The sequence below is a fragment of the Fischerella sp. PCC 9605 genome, assembly GCF_000517105.1.
In the GTDB taxonomy this organism is placed as follows: domain Bacteria; phylum Cyanobacteriota; class Cyanobacteriia; order Cyanobacteriales; family Nostocaceae; genus PCC9605.
Window position 1 is genome coordinate 825455 of the sequence record NZ_KI912151.1, and the last position, 17230, is coordinate 842684.

At 41.7% G+C, this 17230-nt stretch carries 12 protein-coding genes; 5 read left to right on the plus strand and 7 right to left on the minus strand.

The features are described 5' to 3' along the window. Positions 1-214: 214 nt before the first annotated feature. Positions 215-2167, plus strand: coding sequence for a S9 family peptidase (locus tag FIS9605_RS0128685; RefSeq protein WP_026735651.1), 1953 nt, complete (start codon positions 215-217; stop codon positions 2165-2167). Positions 2168-2433: 266 nt separating this feature from the next. Beyond that, the gene (locus FIS9605_RS38540; RefSeq protein ID WP_051470171.1) at positions 2434-5976 is read left to right on the plus strand and encodes a two-partner secretion domain-containing protein; all 3543 of its coding nucleotides are present in this window, start codon (positions 2434-2436) and stop codon (positions 5974-5976) included. A gap of 702 nt (positions 5977-6678) precedes the next feature. Here FIS9605_RS38540 and pstB read toward each other — a convergent pair. From pstB to FIS9605_RS0128720, 6 genes are all read right to left on the minus strand, one after another. Beyond that, the gene (gene pstB / locus FIS9605_RS0128695; protein ID WP_082209873.1) at positions 6679-7479 is read right to left on the minus strand and encodes a phosphate ABC transporter ATP-binding protein PstB; all 801 of its coding nucleotides are present in this window, start codon (positions 7477-7479) and stop codon (positions 6679-6681) included. Continuing rightward, positions 7473-8396, minus strand: coding sequence for a phosphate ABC transporter permease PstA (gene pstA / locus FIS9605_RS0128700; RefSeq protein ID WP_026735653.1), 924 nt, complete (start codon positions 8394-8396; stop codon positions 7473-7475). The genes pstB and pstA overlap by 7 nt, the downstream gene beginning before the upstream one ends. A gap of 1 nt (position 8397) precedes the next feature. Continuing rightward, positions 8398-9324, minus strand: coding sequence for a phosphate ABC transporter permease subunit PstC (gene pstC / locus FIS9605_RS0128705; RefSeq protein WP_026735654.1), 927 nt, complete (start codon positions 9322-9324; stop codon positions 8398-8400). Positions 9325-9460: 136 nt separating this feature from the next. After that, a complete protein-coding gene (locus FIS9605_RS0128710) occupies positions 9461-10492 on the minus strand; it encodes a PstS family phosphate ABC transporter substrate-binding protein (RefSeq protein WP_082209874.1) in 1032 nt (343 codons plus the stop codon). 382 nt (positions 10493-10874) lie between these two features. Then, the gene (locus FIS9605_RS0128715; protein WP_026735656.1) at positions 10875-12026 is read right to left on the minus strand and encodes a CapA family protein; all 1152 of its coding nucleotides are present in this window, start codon (positions 12024-12026) and stop codon (positions 10875-10877) included. Positions 12027-12288: 262 nt separating this feature from the next. After that, complete coding sequence (locus FIS9605_RS0128720; RefSeq protein WP_026735657.1) at positions 12289-14388, minus strand: CHAT domain-containing protein; 2100 nt, start codon at positions 14386-14388, stop codon at positions 12289-12291. A 246-nt stretch (positions 14389-14634) separates the two neighbouring features. Here FIS9605_RS0128720 and FIS9605_RS0128725 point away from each other — a divergent pair, with 246 nt between their 5' ends. From FIS9605_RS0128725 to FIS9605_RS0128735, 3 genes are all read left to right on the plus strand, one after another. After that, positions 14635-14880 (plus strand): hypothetical protein, encoded by a 246-nt coding sequence (locus FIS9605_RS0128725; protein WP_026735658.1) that lies wholly within the window; start codon positions 14635-14637, stop codon positions 14878-14880. Between the two features lie 300 nt (positions 14881-15180). Further along, positions 15181-15513, plus strand: coding sequence for a hypothetical protein (locus FIS9605_RS0128730; protein ID WP_026735659.1), 333 nt, complete (start codon positions 15181-15183; stop codon positions 15511-15513). A 1-nt stretch (position 15514) separates the two neighbouring features. Continuing rightward, entirely contained in the window at positions 15515-15970 is a 456-nt protein-coding gene (locus tag FIS9605_RS0128735) for a hypothetical protein (protein WP_026735660.1), read from the plus strand. Between the two features lie 21 nt (positions 15971-15991). On the opposite strand, the gene FIS9605_RS0128740 is transcribed toward FIS9605_RS0128735, so the two are convergent. Continuing rightward, entirely contained in the window at positions 15992-17191 is a 1200-nt protein-coding gene (locus tag FIS9605_RS0128740) for a restriction endonuclease subunit S (RefSeq protein ID WP_026735661.1), read from the minus strand. Between the last annotated feature and the right edge of the window lie 39 nt (positions 17192-17230).

Consider the following 17230-nt stretch of genomic DNA (forward strand, 5'->3'; position numbering starts at 1 on the left):
AACGGAAGAAACTTTCAAGAGTGCGTTACCTTCCCTGAAAAAGCGGAGTCAAAAAGAAAAATCTAAACTTTTCTTAATCTCTCTAAGTCTTTGTGTACTTTGTATCCTAACCTAGCGCGTCTATGTGGTTTGTTAAATAAATATTTTCTCACCTAAGTTCTAAATAAAGTTCAGCAGTTGGATGATTTTTAGCAGAATCTGCAATAATCAGACCATGCAATTTTTATCACTTTTTTTTACTACCCTGTTTGCAGTTTTTCTGCTACCAATTTTCATGGTTTCTGCTCAAAGTCCTGCCATTACTCCAAATGAAAACCTTGTTGTAGAGGGAATACCTGCTATTCCCACAACACTGGCAGATACAGTCGATCGCTACACTAATTTCCGTTCTGCTGGTCTTTTTAGCTGGCATCCGATCCGGCGCGAGATGCTAATCTCAACGCGCTTTGCTGATACCTCGCAAGTGCATTTAGTTAAGTTTCCTCTTGGTAGTCGCCAGCAAATGACTTTTTTCCCAGAAAGAGTCGGAGCAGCAATTTTTCAACCAACGCAAGGCGATTATTTTGTTTTTAGTAAAGATATTGGTGGTAATGAATTTAACCAAAACTACCGCTTTGATTTAGCGACAGGAGAGATCGCCTTGCTGACCGATGGCAAGTCAAGAAACAGTTGGGGTGTGTGGTCTAACAAAGGCGATCGCATGATTTACACCTCCACCCGTCGTACAGGTAAAGATAACGATTTTTACATTATCGACCCTAAAAATACTCAAAGCGACAAGCTTTTAGCACAGGTGGAAGGTGGCGGTTGGGGCCCTTTGGACTGGTCAATCGATGACCGCCAATTACTGGCAATAGAAAGCATTTCCGTCAATGAAAGTTATCTCTGGGTGGTGGATACCAACTCAGGAGAGAAAACACTGATTACACCCAAAGGAGGCAAAGAGAAAGTCGCCTATGACGCGGGTTTGTTTAGCAAGGATGGAAAAGGTTTATATGTCATCAGCGATCGCGATTCCGAATTTACTCGGTTAGCATATGTGGACTTAACTACTAAACAACATACTTATTTGACTAGCCATATTCCTTGGGATGTGGAAGATTTTGACCTAACAAAAGACGGTAAATATATTGCCTTTGTTACCAATGAAGATGGGACAAGCGTACTGCACCTATTGGAGACAGCAACAAAAAAAGAAAAACCCTTGCCCAAATTACCAGTAGGACAAGTATATGGTGTTACGTGGCATCGTAATAACGAAGATTTAGGCTTTACCCTGATGTCGGCCCGTTCCACCGCAGACGTGTACTCGCTGAATATCCGCACTAATAAAGTTGAACGCTGGACAGAAAGTGAAACTGGCGGTTTGAATACGGCAAATTTCTCCGACGCGAAACTAGTACGCTGGAAAAGCTTTGATGGTAGAACCATCTCCGGTTTTCTCTATCCTCCTCCAGCCAAATTCAAAGGTAAACGTCCGGTAATAATTGATATCCACGGCGGGCCGGAAGCACAGTTTCGCCCATCCTTTTTAGGGCGCTATAATTACTACTTGAACGAGTTGGGTGTTGCCTTGCTGTTTCCCAACGTCCGGGGTTCTACAGGTTACGGCAAAACCTTTCTGACATTAGATAATGACTATAAGCGAGAAGACTCTGTTAAAGATATCGCCGCACTTCTAGACTGGATAGCTACTCAACCGGACTTAGATAAAGACAGAATTTTGGTGACAGGGGGTAGCTATGGCGGTTATATGTCCTTAGCAGTGGCGACAAAATATAGCGATCGCATTCGTGCTGCCATTGATATTGTCGGCATTTCTAATTTTGTCACTTTCCTAGAAAATACAGAGAGTTATCGGCGCGATTTACGACGAGTAGAATACGGAGATGAACGCGATCCGAAAATGCGAGAATTCCTGCTGAAGATTTCGCCAGTGAATAACGCCAGCAGTATCAAAAAACCTTTATTTGTCATTCACGGCAAAAACGATCCTCGCGTTCCCCTCAAGGAAGCAGAACAAATTGTGGCGACAGTTAGAAAGAATAATGTACCAGTTTGGTATTTGATGGCGAAGGATGAGGGACACGGGTTTAGTAAGAAGAAAAATATTGATTACCAATTTTATGCAACGGTGATGTTTGTGAAAGAGTTTTTGCTGAAGTAAGAATTCCTGGATGTAGAGACGCGTACGCCGCAGGCGTTCCCGCAGGGTAATTTCGCGTCTCTACAGATTCTGCAAAATCGAGCAAATTTTCTGATAACCAAGCCTATTGATATATGGGAAGTCTGTTCATAACACAGATTATTTTTATTTAAAGCGATCGCAGATACACACCGATGAGGATCTAGTAGTAGATTTTCTATTTCAATCGCTGTTTAATAAAAAACGGAGAAATTCGGTATATTACCGTAAATAACAGAATATCTTATATGCGATCGCTCTTTCTCAGCTTCCCCTTAGTTATTTTGGGCTTTCTTGCATCTATCAACACCGTCAGAGCGCAAGTTTCAAGTGATGGAAGTTTATCTACTACCGTTACTAGCCCTGATGGTTCAAATTTTACGATTGATAATGGCGATCGAGCCGGGGGAAACTTATTTCACAGCTTTAGCCAATTTTCTGTTCCCACTGGTGGTTCGGCTGTATTCCAAAATCCTGTGGATGTGCAAAATATTATCAGTCGGGTGACTGGTGGTTCTATATCTAACATTGATGGTTTGATTAGAACTCAAGGTAGCGCGAATTTATTTTTACTCAATCCAGCAGGGATAATTTTTGGGCCGAATGCCAGTCTCAATATCGGTGGTTCATTTTTTGGCACGACGGCTAATAGTTTGTTGTTTGATGATGGGGTGGAGTTTAGTGCTACTAATTTACAAACACCGCCATTGTTGAGTGTGAATATTCCGATTGGGTTAAGATTTCGGGATAATCCAGGAAATATTATCAATCAATCAGCTTTTCAGGTTCCGTCACAGAAGACCTTAGCACTGATAGGCGGTAATGTGAGCATAGATTCAGGAATTCTGTATGCACCAGGCGGACGAGTTGAATTAGGAGGATTGACACAAGCAGGAACAGTTAGATTGAATCCTGATAACAGCTTGAGTTTCCCTGATGGTGTGGCGAGAGGAGATGTAGCAATTAACAACGGAATAGTTTCTGTATCAGCTGTAGAGGGAAATAGTGGTGATATCAACATTCAAGGCAATTCATTTTCTTTGGATAATGCTGTATTAACTGCTAGTCAAGTCGGGGAGGGTAATGCTGGCAATGTAGTGGTAAAAACTCAAGGCACTGTCACTCTTGCTAATAATAGCTTGATCTTGAGCAATGTGGGAAACCGTCAGGGAACACCATCTGTTGGCAATGTTGGAAAGATTCTGATTGAAGCCAGAGATGTTTCCTTAAACAATGGATCTGAACTGCAAGCTGGTTTCTATGAAAACTCTAAAGGAAATCCTGGTATCGTAACTGTGTGGGCTAAGGAATTTGTCTCCTTGACAAATAGTGGAATTTTTACAGATGTATATTCTGGAACAATAGGTAATGGCAGTAATATTGAAATTGTGGCAGGTTCGGTTTCCTTAAGTGATGCTACTCTACTGCGAGCTAGCAATCAAGGACAGGGAAAAGGTGGGAACATCAATATTACAGCCACAAATGGATCAGTATCTCTGACTAATGGCACTAGACTGGAAGCCAGCAATCAAGGACAAGGTAATAGCGGAGACATAAATATTACAGCTACAGACGAGTCAGTTTATTTGACTAATGGCGCTAGGCTGGAAACCGGTAGTATTGGACAGGGTAATGCTGGCAATATCACGGTAAAGGCTCAAGACATCGTCTCCCTTGCCGATAGTAGCTTGATCAGGAGCAATGTGGGAAACCCTGAGAAAACACTATCTATTGGTAATGTTGGAAACATTACCATTGAAGCCAGGGAAGTTTCTTTAACTAATGGATCTCAATTGCAAGCTGGTTTCTATGAGAATTCTAAAGGAAATCCTGGTATCGTAGCTGTGCGAGCTAGGGAATCTTTCTCCTTGGGAAATGGTGGAATCTTCACCAATGTAGAGTTTGGAGCAGTGGGAGATGGTAGCAATATCGAAATTTCGGCGAAGTCAGTTCTTTTAAACGATGGTGCTTTACTCGAAGCTAGTAATAGCGGACAGGGTAATGGTGGAGACATAATTATTACGGCTCCAAATGGATTACTATCTTTAACTAATAATAGTCAAATTAACTCCAGTATTTACGGACAGGGGGATGCAGGAGAAATTAATATTACGACAGGATCGCTTTCTGTAACTAATGCCTCTGCCATTACTGCCATTACCAACGGAGATGGGGATGCTGGTAACTTGTCCATCAAAGCCAGTGATTTAGTAGAAGTTCTAGGCACAGGAAAACCAGGAGGGACAAGTGGTTTGAGTGCTGATGTAGAAGAAGGAGGTAGAGGAGACGCAGGAAACTTAACTATCGAGACGAAAAAATTGGTTGTCAGAAACTCTCAAGTAGGAACTACAGTTCTTGGCGAAGGAAATGCAGGCACTTTCACAGTTAACGCCTCCGAGTCAATAGAAGTAAAAGGAAGAGTTTTTTTCACAGATGACTCTGGAAAAACCTTTGTCAATCCTGCGGGTTTGTTTGCTCAAGTGAACATGGAAGGTGAGGGTAAGGGTGGTAACTTGTTCATCGAAACCCCATATTTAAGTGTTAGTGATGGCGCTAAAGTCCAAGTAGCGACCTTTGGTCTAGGCGATGCTGGGAATTTATTTATTCGTGCTTCTGAGATAGACGTATTTGATCCAACAGCCACAAACCAATCTCTTCCACAAGCTGGTATATTTGCTGGTGTACTAATAGACTCCGATCAGCCTCCTGAAGTACCACTTAAAGGCAATGGAGGAACTGTAACGATTGAAACTGATCGCTTGCGGGTGAGAGATGGAGGAAGAGTATCAGTATTGACTCAAGGTGATGGCGATGCAGGTATCTTGCAAATTCGTGCTAAGGACTCTATAGAAGTTTTTGGTACATCACCAGATGGTGATGTCAGTGAAATAAGTGCCAATGCAACATCAGAAAGCACAGGTAGTGCAGGAAGCTTGACAATTAATACTAGAAAGTTGACTGTTAGAGATAGAGGTAGAGTCAATGTGAGTAATGGAAATACTAAACAGGCTGGAAATTTAGAAATAATTGCTGATTCTATCAATCTAGACAATCAAGGAAGCATCACAGCTAACAGCAATTCGGGTAACGGTGGCAACTTCACCCTAAACATCCGGGACTACTTATTGATGCGCCGCAATAGTGAAATTTCTACCTCAGCTGGCACTAATCAAACAGGTGGTAACGGAGGCAATATTACCATCAATACTCCAGATGGCTTTGTTGTTGCTTTCCCCTCAGAAAATAGCGACATCACTGCTAATGCTTTTACAGGCAAAGGGGGCAATGTCCAAATTAATGCTACTGGTATCTACGGCATCCAATTTCGAGACAAGCGAACACCAAATAGTGATATCACTGCTAGTTCAGAATTTGGGAGTGCTGGCACTGTAAAACTAAATACTCCAGATATTAACCCCAGTCAGGGGTTAACTGAACTACCTGAAAATGTTACAGATCCGAGTGACAAAATTGCCGAAAATGCTTGTCAGCGAGGTGTTAATAGTACCTTCGTCGTCACCGGGCGGGGTGGCTTGCTAAGCAGTCCCAATCAAAGCTTAAAAACTGATAATGTCCGCGTTGATTTAGTGGAACCTACCACCAGCACAAGCAATTCCCAAAGTGCAAAAATCAATCAGCCAATCATTGATACTACTTCCAAACAGATTATCCCGGCACGAGGATGGGTGTATAACAATAAGGGTGAGGTAGTGCTTACAGCCTACGATCCCACTGCTACCAGTCCTCAACGCATTTCTAAAACAACTGCGGGTTGTCCTGCACCTTTTTAACTGCATGGCTCTCTCAAGCTTACTGTAGGTTGAATTGTCATTCTGAGCGTAACGAAGTGAAGCGAAGAATCTCGGCAGATGCTTCGTTCCGCGTTGCTGCACTCAGCATGACAAAGCGAAAATCATCCTGCATTTATGCAACGCCCCAAATTTTTGTACAAAAACAAGTTTACAACTCAAAAAGTTAATTTACGACTTAGAAACTTGATTTACAACTCAGAAAGTTAATTTATGACTCAAAAACTTGATTTACGACTCAAAAACTTGATTTACGACTCAAAAACTTGATTTACGACTCAAAAACTTGATTTACGACTCACAAAGTTAATTTACACAGGTGAAATAACAAAAATTAAGATTTTCGGGATTTTATTACAATACAGTTCAGTTAGCACAATTCAATCTTTGGAGATCCCCCTAAATCCCCCTTAAAAAGGGGGACTTTAAAGTAATTTTCCCCCCTTTTCAAGGGGGGCTAGGGGGGATCAAAATCTTAACTGAACTGTATTGGATTTTATTAGGTTTAAATTCCCTACGGGACGATACACGAATGTTTAAACCTAACATTGTCATACCAAGTTGCAGTCAAAGAAGTAATCTGTCATTCTGAGCGCAGCGAAGCATCTCCAAGATGCTTCGCTGCGCTCAGAATGACATGTTAGAACGCAACTTGGTATCACTGCTCCAAAATCGCTACGCAAGCTAACCAATATGTCCATACACATATTCGGCTGTCCGCTGCTGCTTGGGACTGCTAAACACATCCTTTGTCACCCCAAACTCCACTAATTCACCCAAGTACATGAAAGCTGTGTAGTCAGAAATCCTAGCTGCTTGCTGCATGCTGTGGGTGACAATCAAAATGGTGACTTGTTGTTTCAACTGACCAATCAATTCTTCTATGCTAGAAGTTGCATTGGGATCTAGAGCAGAAGTTGGTTCATCAAAAAGAATCAATTCTGGATTGGTTGCTAAAGCGCGAGCAATACATAAACGCTGCTGTTGACCCCCGGAAAGCTGAAAAGCCAAGTCTTTCAAACGGTCTTTGACTTCATCCCACAAAGCAGCATCACGAAGGGCTTGCTCTACTCTTTCATCAATGATACTTAGCTTTGATATACCCCGTACTCGCAAACCATACGCTACATTTTCATAAATTGACTTCGGGAAGGGATTGGGTTTTTGAAATACCATACCAATCCGCATCCGCAATTCTATCGGGTCAACCTTCCGACTGAGAACGTTAACGGGAGAGGAGTCTAGTAAGATTTCTCCTTCATAGCGATTGCCTGGGTAGAGGTCATGCAGACGATTGAAACACCGCAGTAAGGTCGTTTTACCACACCCAGAAGGGCCAATCAAGGCAGTTACTTTGTTCTTGGTTACTACCATGTTGACGTCCTTCAACACCTTGACAGAACCATAGTAGAAATTGAGGTGATTAACCGTTGCCTTTGGTTGAAGCTTTGTTGGTATGTTGTTATCCTGGGCTTTGTCTACCATTTAATACCCCTACGAAAACGATAGCGTAGATAAATAGCAATTCCATTCATAACAAGGGTCATGGCAATGAGTACGACACCTGCTGCTGCTGCATTCAGCTGAAATGCTGGTTCCGGACGAGATACCCAATTAAACATCTGGATAGGCATGACCGTGAACGGTGCTTTTAACCATTCAAAGGAGATAAAAGGGAACTCGCTTTTGATCGGAGACTCTGGCAAAAAGGCTATAAAAGTTAGAGCACCGATGGTGATAAGGGGCGCAGTTTCACCAATTGCTCTTGCCAAGCCCACAATTATCCCCGTTAAAATGCCACCCATCGAATAGGGTAAAGTATGATCCCAGATCATTTGCCATTTGGTCGTTCCCAGCGCGTAGGCGGCTTCACGGATACTGTTGGGAATCGCTCGCAGAGACTCGCGCGTTGTTACGATCACGACTGGCAACACCAATAGGGCTAAAGTTAAACCTGCTGTTAAAATGCTTTCACCCAATTTTAACCGATCGGCGAACAAACCCAGTGCCAACAGACCATAGATAATCGAAGGTACACCTGCTAAGTTGGTGACATTGATCTCAATCAGTGCAGACAGCCAATTCTTCGGGGCGTATTCTTCCAGGTAAATACCAGAGGCTACACCTAATGGAATTGCAGCAACAAGCGTTACCAACATGACTAAGCTTGTTCCTACCCAAGCGGAGAAGATGCCGGCTTGTTGGGGTTTGCGGCCGGGGAAAGAAGTAAAGAACTGCCAATCTAAACGGGGTGCGCCATCTATCGCCAAACGCACGATCAGCGCCAGCAAGGTAATGACTGCTACGAGAATTGTTAACAAGCCAAGAATGGCAAAAATACCATCTAGCAATTTGCGGCGAGAAATATTGGCTCGGAGTTCCTGTAGATTGTCTCCTGACATACTAGTAAATTTCCCGATAGCGCTTGCTCAAAAAATACCCAATAATGTTAAATATAAGTGTCATCAGTACCAAGGTCAGCCCAGCAGCGAAAATCGTTTGGTACTCAAGGCTGCCGTGGGGAAGGTCTCCTAAACTGACCTGCACTATGTAGGCGGTGATTGTTGCAGCCTGATCCATTGGGTTCCAAGTTAAATTTGGTTGCAATCCAGCTGCGATCGCCACTATCATTGTTTCCCCAACAGCCCGGGAAATTCCTAAAATATAGGCTGCAAATATCCCAGAAATGGCGGAGGGGTATACTACTCGCCAAGCCGTTTGTAAGCGTGTCGCCCCCATTGCATAGGAACCTTCGCGCAGATGCACGGGAACTGCCCGCATGGCGTCTTCACTAATAGAACTAACCAGAGGAAGAATCATGATACCCATGACTAATCCTGCGCTCAACATATTAAACCCAGGTAGATTGGGAAGAACGATCTGCAACAGCGGGGTAACGAATAAGAGGGCAAAATAACCATACACTACCGTAGGAATACCTGCCAGCAACTCTAGGAAGGGCTTAACTACCTCCCGCAGCCTATCATGAGCAAATTCACTCAAATAAATCGCCGTTATCGTACCCAACGGTACTGCTACTAATAAAGCAATGGCGGTTGTCACCAAAGTTCCAGAAACGAGGGGTAAGATTCCATAATGAGCATCAGCAAACAAAGGCGACCATTGAGTGTCTGTAAGGAATTCCTGTAGGGAAACCTTACTAAAGAATTCTACAGATTCATATACCAACAAAACAATAATTGCAATAGTCGTTGCCACTGAGGAAAGAGCTGCAAATAATAACAGGAACTCTATCACCCGTTCTCGCAAATCCCGCACTAACTTTGGGGATATTGAAATTTGTTTAGACGTCTCAGCTTGCTGGTGCATGGAATATTAACATTTCATTCAGCCCAGGTCTTGAAAATGGGGATTGGGGATTGGGAATTGGGGATTGAAGTACTGATTTTTACTATGCCCCATGCCCTTTTCCCCTTTCCCCTTTCCCCTAACTTCTGCAATAAGTCTACTGCTGTGCCTCGCGCTGTAGCAGTTCATTAACTTGCAGCCCTACTGCTTCCTTTCCACCAAAGACAGTGCCGAGTTTGGGCTTTTGGAAATGTCCTAGTGCAATCTGATAAGCCTGGGCTGGTAGAGGAACATAGTTGACTTCTTGCACATATTTAGCACCGTTGTTCAGGTAAAACTCAACGAATTCCTTCACTTCTGGGCGCAGCGCCGCTTTGGCACTAACGTAAATAAATATGGGTCGAGACAGGGGTTGGTAAGTTCCATTCTCTACTGTCTCCTTGGAGGGCGACACTGGGCCTTTGCCGCCATCAATTGGCACAGCCTTCACTTTGTTCTGGTTGGCTGCGTAATAGGCATAGCCAAAATAGCCAAGGGCGTTTTTATCACGGCTAACCCCCTGAACTAGTACGTTGTCGTCTTCACTAGGTGTGTAATCAGTACGGCTGGCTTTGCTCTTACCATTAACGGCTTCGGTGAAATAATCGAATGTACCAGAATCTGGGCCAGGGCCGTAGAGTGTTAGGGGAGCATTAGGAAATCCTTGGCGTACTTGGTTCCAATTTTTAATCTTGCCCTGTGCTGCTGGTTCCCAGATTTTTTTCAGTTCAGCGACACTCAGGCTTTTTGCCCAGTTGTTGGCGGGATTGACAACAACTGTCAAAGCATCGTAAGCCACTGGCAGTTCGATGTACTGAACACCAGCTTTTTTGCACGCCTCCATTTCTTTAGCGAGGATGGGGCGGGAAGCGTTAGAGATATCTGTTTGTCCGCTGCAAAACTTTTTGAAACCGCCTCCAGTTCCAGAAACACCAACCGTAACTTTAACTGCACCTCCTTTCTGCTTTTGAAAGTCTTCCGCTACTGCTTCGGTAATTGGGTAAACAGTGCTGGAACCATCAATAGCAATGGTGTTTGTGCCTTGAGATTTGACTGAAGGCATTGACGCAGCGAAAGTCGCTGCTGTTAGTGTTAATGAGACAGCCAACGTAAAGCGGTTAAGCCCCAATTTCATTCCATTGACCACCATGATATTTGCTCCGTTGATGCTAAATCTTGATTGAAACTAAGTCGTTTTTAAACAACTGACACTCAAAACCAGTGGAAATGCTGGTTTCTACTCTTTGAACTACCGTTCCAAGTTACGGTTTAGGCGATCGCTACAGAACATACACTAGATGCAACTGCTGCTATCACAACTAACTACACGATTCAAGATGATGATAGAAAAATTCACATTTTTCGTATTTAAAGATCAATCTTTACTGAAACATCAGCATGAGATATAAACTACATTCTTTGTAGTTAAAAATAGGTTATGAATACGTTAATTAATATATAAATAATAGTTAAAGTTTTATTTTTTAATTATTTATTACAAATTTGAATCAAGCTACTATATAGCAATAATACTATTTTTTAACGCTTAGGGATTTAAGATGATTATTCATCTCAGCAAGGTAATTTTCTAGAACTGGATACATGGGAGTTGGAATAAGTGAATTGTTTGAACTAGTCACGACAGCTTCAATTGGCAAAACGCGAAATTTCAACTGATTATTCCGTTTATATTTATAAATCCAAGTGGGAATCGCTTCTACTTGAGTAATTTCTACATTTCCTTCTGGAAAACGTCGGCGCATCTTGACTGAAAAAATTACTCCCAGGTTTCTATGCTTGCCAACTTGATTACCAATAAAGTTTCCCATTGAATAAATAGCAACTCTAGTTCTAATTTTCTTATCTTTCCCTCGGACTTTGAAGATTTGATAAGGTTGAACTACATGAGGATGACTACCAAGAATAATGTCAGCTCCGCCTCTAATCAACCTCCGCACCAGTCGTTTCTGCTGGGCATTAGGTAGACGCTGATACTCTGTGCCAAAATGAAGACAAATCGTGACCACATCGGCTCCCTGTTTCCTTGCTCTGGCGATATCTTTGAGGATTTTATCTTCATCGATAAGCGAGACTAGATAATTCTTTCCTCTGGGAATAGGAATGCCATTTGTTCCATAGGTGTAAGCCATAATCGCCATAGAAATATTTTTTTTCTTAATAATTAAAATCTTTGAGGCTTCTTGAGGTGAGGTAGCTGTACCAACGGGCACAACTCCCCGCACACGAATATTTTTAATCGTGTTAATCAGTCCCTTTTCCCTTTTATCTAGCGTATGATTATTCGCCGTTGTTAAAACATTAAAGCCAGCCCATTTGGCTGCATCTACTATTTGCGCTGGCGCATTAAAAAGAGGATAACCGGAATAGCCCAATTTAGACCCGGCTACAGTTGTCTCAAGATTAGCGATCGCCCAATCTCCTGTGGAAATAATTGGCTTGACTTGCTTAAAAAAGTTCTTAAAGTTATAAACTTTCTTTTTTGGGTTGTACCCCGAGCGAATCACAGACATATGCATGAGAATATCACCGACAGCAATCAATCTCGCTTCTGTATCAGATTCTGATTCTTTCAGTTCAGCGGCGCTGCTATTGAGATTTATTTGTTGATCGCAACCAGATATCAACAGGATGAAAATCATCAGTATTGGCAGTGGAAATTTCATATGGTTGCCTCCGCTGATACTTGTAGAACATAGACAGAAATATTACTATCCTTGCTGTCTTTTGCCCCCCAACCTCTGACCCCTCCCTCCTGAGTTGAAAATAGGGGAAAGGGGAAAGGTTAAGGGGGAAAGGACAAGATTTGTTTTCATTCGTTTGTTGTGTGATGAAATCGCATGGGCTTCTGAGTTGAAAGTAAACCTCCCCTCTCCTTGCTAGGGAGAGGGGCAGGGGGTGAGGTTTTTCATCGCCACTGTCTTCTGCCTACAACCCATTCCCAATCAAAATAAATCCTGCCCAGTAGTAGGGATGATCGTAAACATCATCAATTAACGCTAATTGAGCTTTTTGCAGTGCTTCGACTTTGCTCAGCTTATCTTTTTGCAGTGTTGTATAAAAATTATGCATCAGTGCTTGCGTACCGTCATCAGCTACTTGCCATAATGAGGCGATCGCAGCTTTTGCACCCGCCTCTTGCATAACATAGCCAAATCCTAAAATTTCAATCCCGTCGCTTAACTTTCCTCCTAACCCGGTTTCGCAGGCACTCAATACGACTAAATCAGCGTTATTGAGATTCCAAAATCGCAAATGGCGCATGTTTACTGCATTACCATCACCAAACAAAATAAAAGATTCATCTGGCGCACCTGGTACAAAAGCAGCATGAGTAGCAAAGTGGAGGATGGAGTAATTACTCATCTGCTTCAAAGTTTCTGTTTCGCTGAAGTTGGAGTTCAGCAGTTTTATCGAACCAGGAAACGCTGCTGTGACATTTTCTACTTCCTTGGCTGCAAAAGGCAGTCCACCAAGCTTAAACGTACGCTTACCTACTTTCACATCATAATTTCCTTGGGTGAAAGCACCTGCTAATATCTTCAAATTCTGGGGGCGTTTGTTTAAGTCGGTAATGCTAACAGCAGTAATATTATTTACCCGATACTTCTGCACCAGCCACTCTTTGCCATCATAGAGCGCAGCTAGGGGAATATAGCGCAACTGTCCGTCTGGTGCATAGATAATAGTTTTCGCTTTTGCTTCCTTCAAAGCAGGTTCTATCGGTTGAATTAGCCAATTGTAAAGCTTTTGCCCTGGTGCTTTCGCATCATCAGGCGGATTCATTAAGGCATCACGAAATTCAGTAATGGCGCGGCTTAGTTCTTGGCGTTTGACAGCAACAGAACGGCGGATAGGAGGAGTATAGGGAGTAACTAGCAGCAGTTCCAAGCGATCTTCTAAAACAAGGGGATAAAGTAAAACTGCGTTAATTTTGAGTTGTTTGAGAGTATCTTGAAGACGCCTAAGCAGTTTGGGATTGAGGTTTTCACCGCCAGTGGTGCGATTGAGTTTTTGGAGGTGAGCCATTACTTCGGGACTATCGCTAAATGCGAGAAATTCTTTTAAAGTTTCTCTTTGAGCCGTTTCAATTTGTTGTCGCCGCGCCTCTTGTTGGGGAGTGCGGTTTTTTTCAGGAATTTTCTGCAATTCGCTCAGTTCTTTGCCTTGTTTCACAACTTGAGATATTTCGCTATTGAATTTATCCACAACTTGCTTTTCTGGTTGCAGATATTCCATGCGGTATGGTGTCTTGGCTTTGTCTCGTACACCACGCAGATAACTATCTAATTCTTGAACTTTGAGCGAGTCAACAGCTGCTTGCGCTTCCACTACACGGTTTTGCTTGAGCAACAAATCTGCAAGATGGCGATAGGTATCTGCAAACCTGTTTATATACGATTGCTGAATTTGTTTGTGTGGCGATACTTGTAGATTTTCCGGGATTCCCGACCGAGTATTAATCGATTGCTTATAGAAAACGATCGCTAACTCTGGCTTTTGCTGTGCTTCTAGAACAGAAGCAATCTGGTGAAGAATGTCTGCTTCCTGCTGTTTGTTATAGACTTGTTCGCTGGTGACAAAAGCTTGCTGATAAAACTCCAGTGCTTTTGAATACTCACCGACTTTATAGTAAACTAACCCAATTCTGCTGAGAGTTTCGATTTCTTCGGTCTGATTGCCAACTTCTTTAGCAATGGTTAAGGCTTGCTGATAAGACTCTATGGCTTTGGCATACTTACCCATGCTGTCGTAAGTTTGACCAATATATTTAAGAGTCGTGCCTTCACCTTGACGCTGCCTATTTTTTTTGAAAATACTCAAAGCTTGCTCAAACGTTGCTAAAGCTTCAGGAAATTTACCTTGATTTAACTGCTGAAGTCCCTTTTCTTGCAGCCGCAACGGTTCCTTTTTACGGTTTTGTGTTGTCTCTACCTGTGTTGCAGGCATTTGGACATCACAGGAAATGAGAAAAGTTAGGGAAAGTGTGATAGTGGCAAGGGCAAGGCGTTGGAGACGATAAAGCATTGGTAAGCCCTTTAGCAACGAAGAGACTAATTACTCACTCTTTTATATACCTCTGATTTTGGAAACTGAGCAATTATCTCTGGATGAAGCTAAAGCTATGGCGTTGCCGAATCGAGGCATGAATTTTGTAGAAGCAATTCATGAATTGCTTCTACGCTAGTAGATTGTCAATCTGATGTTAGCAGTTTCATACTTTCAATCAGCAACGTCAAAGCTATTAGTCGCAAGATTCGGCAGACAGGGAAGATGATTAACAATCACTCAATGTTAGCAGAGGTATGCGATCGCCAAACTTTTGTAAAGATAACACCTACTGGATTAGGTAAGGCAGCAAGACTTGGGAGTGCGATCGCACCTTCGGAAAACTTTCGTTTTAATCCGCCTCCTTCTCGTCAGCAGTTGGAGGCTTTAGCTAAGGTTGTGGGGGTTGATGCTGATAGGTTAGCGCAGATATTACCACCAGGGGCAGCAATATCTTGTAGCCGCTTATAATGTTCGGAGCTTGGGAGCAGTGAAAGCAAGTCCGGTTGCTCTGTTCTTGATTGGTTAAAATATGGTTTGTTCCACGACCACAACCAGAACGTTTTAACCAGCCATTGTTTAATTTTTTTTATTATTACAGCAAATTTACAAAATTCATGCAAAACTTAAACATATTGGGAAATATGATCTATTTTGGAGAATACTAAATAATCTAGCAACAATGACTTATTATTTCAAAAATGACGTTTTTGTGAGGAATTTTAAGGACATTAATACTCAACAATATGATGTATAGTTGAGGAGATTTGTATGTTGTTACATAAAAATGATTCAAGCAAAATTTCCATTGCCAGTAACCGTAATCTCACTAGGTTGAATGTAGAAAAACTTAAAGGTGTCTTGTCTTATTTTTCCTATTTGCATAAAAGTGGAGAAATTAGTGATAAAGCTTTTGAAGCTTTAGTTCGTTATGCCTGTTCAATTTTTATCGAGAATGAAGTTGAGCTTAGGATTCAAGATGCTTTAGAAGAGAAAATTTTGAAATTTTTAACTTCTAAGTTGTACACTTCAACAGAAGAAATTGAAGATATGGAAACAGCTATTTATTCATTAGATGTATCTCGCTTGATCAGGAGTAAATAGAATGTCTGAGCAAGAAAATCAACCTCAACAAAGCTCGGATAACAAACGAAAAGAACAAGATGAGGAAGGAGGAGATTTAGAAAAGCTTCCTGATGAGTTAGAAGGACTACCTCCACAATTAAGGAGAGTTGTACAAGCAACTCTCTCTATGCAACGTATTTCTTCTTCTTCCTTGGTTTCACCTATTCAAGATAAGATTACTGAACAGCATATCACCCGGATTTTAGATATTCTTGAAAAAGATGATGAAAGAGCTTTTGCGGATACGCAGTCAGCTAGAAAATATAATCTAATTACAATTATTATATTCTTACTATTTTTTGGATTTTTAACTATTTTCTTAGTAAATAAGGATGTAGTTGTATATCAAGAAATTTTAAAGATAATTATCATATTTGGAGGTGGCTTTGGCAGTGGTTTTGGTTACAAAGGGTACTTAGATAGAAAAAGGAAATAGCATTGTTAATTAAGAGTTCCCCTACAATTCTCCTTTGAATGCTTTGTCTAAGATAGAAGGTAGTAACGCATCAAGTTCTTTGATTGCTTCTTCTCTTAGTCGTTTCATTTTGTCTACTTTGGTTTGTAGTTCATCAAGGTAGGCGACGATGCGACGTTGTTCGCAGATGGATAAATCTGAGGGAAAAGGAATATTCATAACAACTTCCTGTGAAATCTTTTTCATAGTTGGACTGGTTCCCTTTGCTTTACTCTTGATATAGTCACGAACTAACGTACAAGCAAGCCAATGATGTACAAATTGTTTATTCGCCTTAAATTCATCAATCTCTAAGCGCATCATCAAGTCAGGGTAAATACAGGGATAGGGAGAACCATTGTAAATTGCTGCGTGTCCTACCAATTCAGGAGTATTACTTCTGGTAATGAGTAAATCACCAGGTTTTAACCAGTAATGTGCATCTAGGGAAACAGGTTCTGATGTTCTTTTAAATTCTGTTTGGCGGTAGGAAAATCCTGTAACAGCACCAAGTGACAAAATGGGAGTCCCTTCTGGCATATTGTCGCATCTTGCTGACCAACCATTTCTGGGTTTTTCAAGCAAAACATCTGATAACTGACCTTTAATCAGAGTCTTGCTTAATAATTTTGTTGACTCAACAGCAAGAAGTGCCTCTGTTTCTATAAGTGCCTTTTGACGTAGCGATCGCACTTCCTCAATCTTCCCCACCAGTTCCTCAACCCGCGCCACAATTCGCCGTTGTTCCTCTAGTGATGGTAGGGGTATTGTCAAATCCCAAAACTGTGAAGGATTTAGTGTTAATTTACTTATTGCTGCTGCACCTTTAGATAGGTTTTGAGCTTGTTGAGTTAGTTCTTTAGTACGAAAGTAATAGTTCAAATATTTCAGGTCTATTAATGAAATATCAGCTTCGTATGTGGGAAATTTATCAGAAACAATACAACCATCAACTGATTTATCCGCAATTGCAAAAGACCCTTGCCAAGCAAATAGTTTGTTATAAACAATATCACCAGATTTAATTACCCATTGTTGTTTTCGGGCAATATTCATACCTAGCTGCTGCTCTCTGACAAAAGCACCCATGCCGTACCAACGAACCCCTACACAACTGTAAGTTATAGAATCATCAACAGTAATCTTACGCTCTATTCTCTTTAAAAATTTATCAAAGCGAACCTTTTGATACTGTTCACTCATTTTAGTATTTGCTCCTGCATCATCTACCTATAAATAATG

What these genes read in the sequence shown, in the direction of transcription:
- FIS9605_RS0128685 (WP_026735651.1), top strand. Translation starts at nt 215, where the DNA reads ATGCAATTTTTATCACTTTTTTTTACTACCCTGTTTGCAGTTTTTCTG.
- FIS9605_RS38540 (WP_051470171.1), top strand. Translation starts at nt 2,434, where the DNA reads ATGCGATCGCTCTTTCTCAGCTTCCCCTTAGTTATTTTGGGCTTTCTT.
- pstB (WP_082209873.1), bottom strand. Translation starts at nt 7,479, where the DNA reads ATGGTAGACAAAGCCCAGGATAACAACATACCAACAAAGCTTCAACCA.
- pstA (WP_026735653.1), bottom strand. Translation starts at nt 8,396, where the DNA reads ATGTCAGGAGACAATCTACAGGAACTCCGAGCCAATATTTCTCGCCGC.
- pstC (WP_026735654.1), bottom strand. Translation starts at nt 9,324, where the DNA reads ATGCACCAGCAAGCTGAGACGTCTAAACAAATTTCAATATCCCCAAAG.
- FIS9605_RS0128710 (WP_082209874.1), bottom strand. Translation starts at nt 10,492, where the DNA reads ATGGTGGTCAATGGAATGAAATTGGGGCTTAACCGCTTTACGTTGGCT.
- FIS9605_RS0128715 (WP_026735656.1), bottom strand. Translation starts at nt 12,026, where the DNA reads ATGAAATTTCCACTGCCAATACTGATGATTTTCATCCTGTTGATATCT.
- FIS9605_RS0128720 (WP_026735657.1), bottom strand. Translation starts at nt 14,388, where the DNA reads ATGCTTTATCGTCTCCAACGCCTTGCCCTTGCCACTATCACACTTTCC.
- FIS9605_RS0128725 (WP_026735658.1), top strand. Translation starts at nt 14,635, where the DNA reads ATGATTAACAATCACTCAATGTTAGCAGAGGTATGCGATCGCCAAACT.
- FIS9605_RS0128730 (WP_026735659.1), top strand. Translation starts at nt 15,181, where the DNA reads ATGTTGTTACATAAAAATGATTCAAGCAAAATTTCCATTGCCAGTAAC.
- FIS9605_RS0128735 (WP_026735660.1), top strand. Translation starts at nt 15,515, where the DNA reads ATGTCTGAGCAAGAAAATCAACCTCAACAAAGCTCGGATAACAAACGA.
- FIS9605_RS0128740 (WP_026735661.1), bottom strand. Translation starts at nt 17,191, where the DNA reads ATGAGTGAACAGTATCAAAAGGTTCGCTTTGATAAATTTTTAAAGAGA.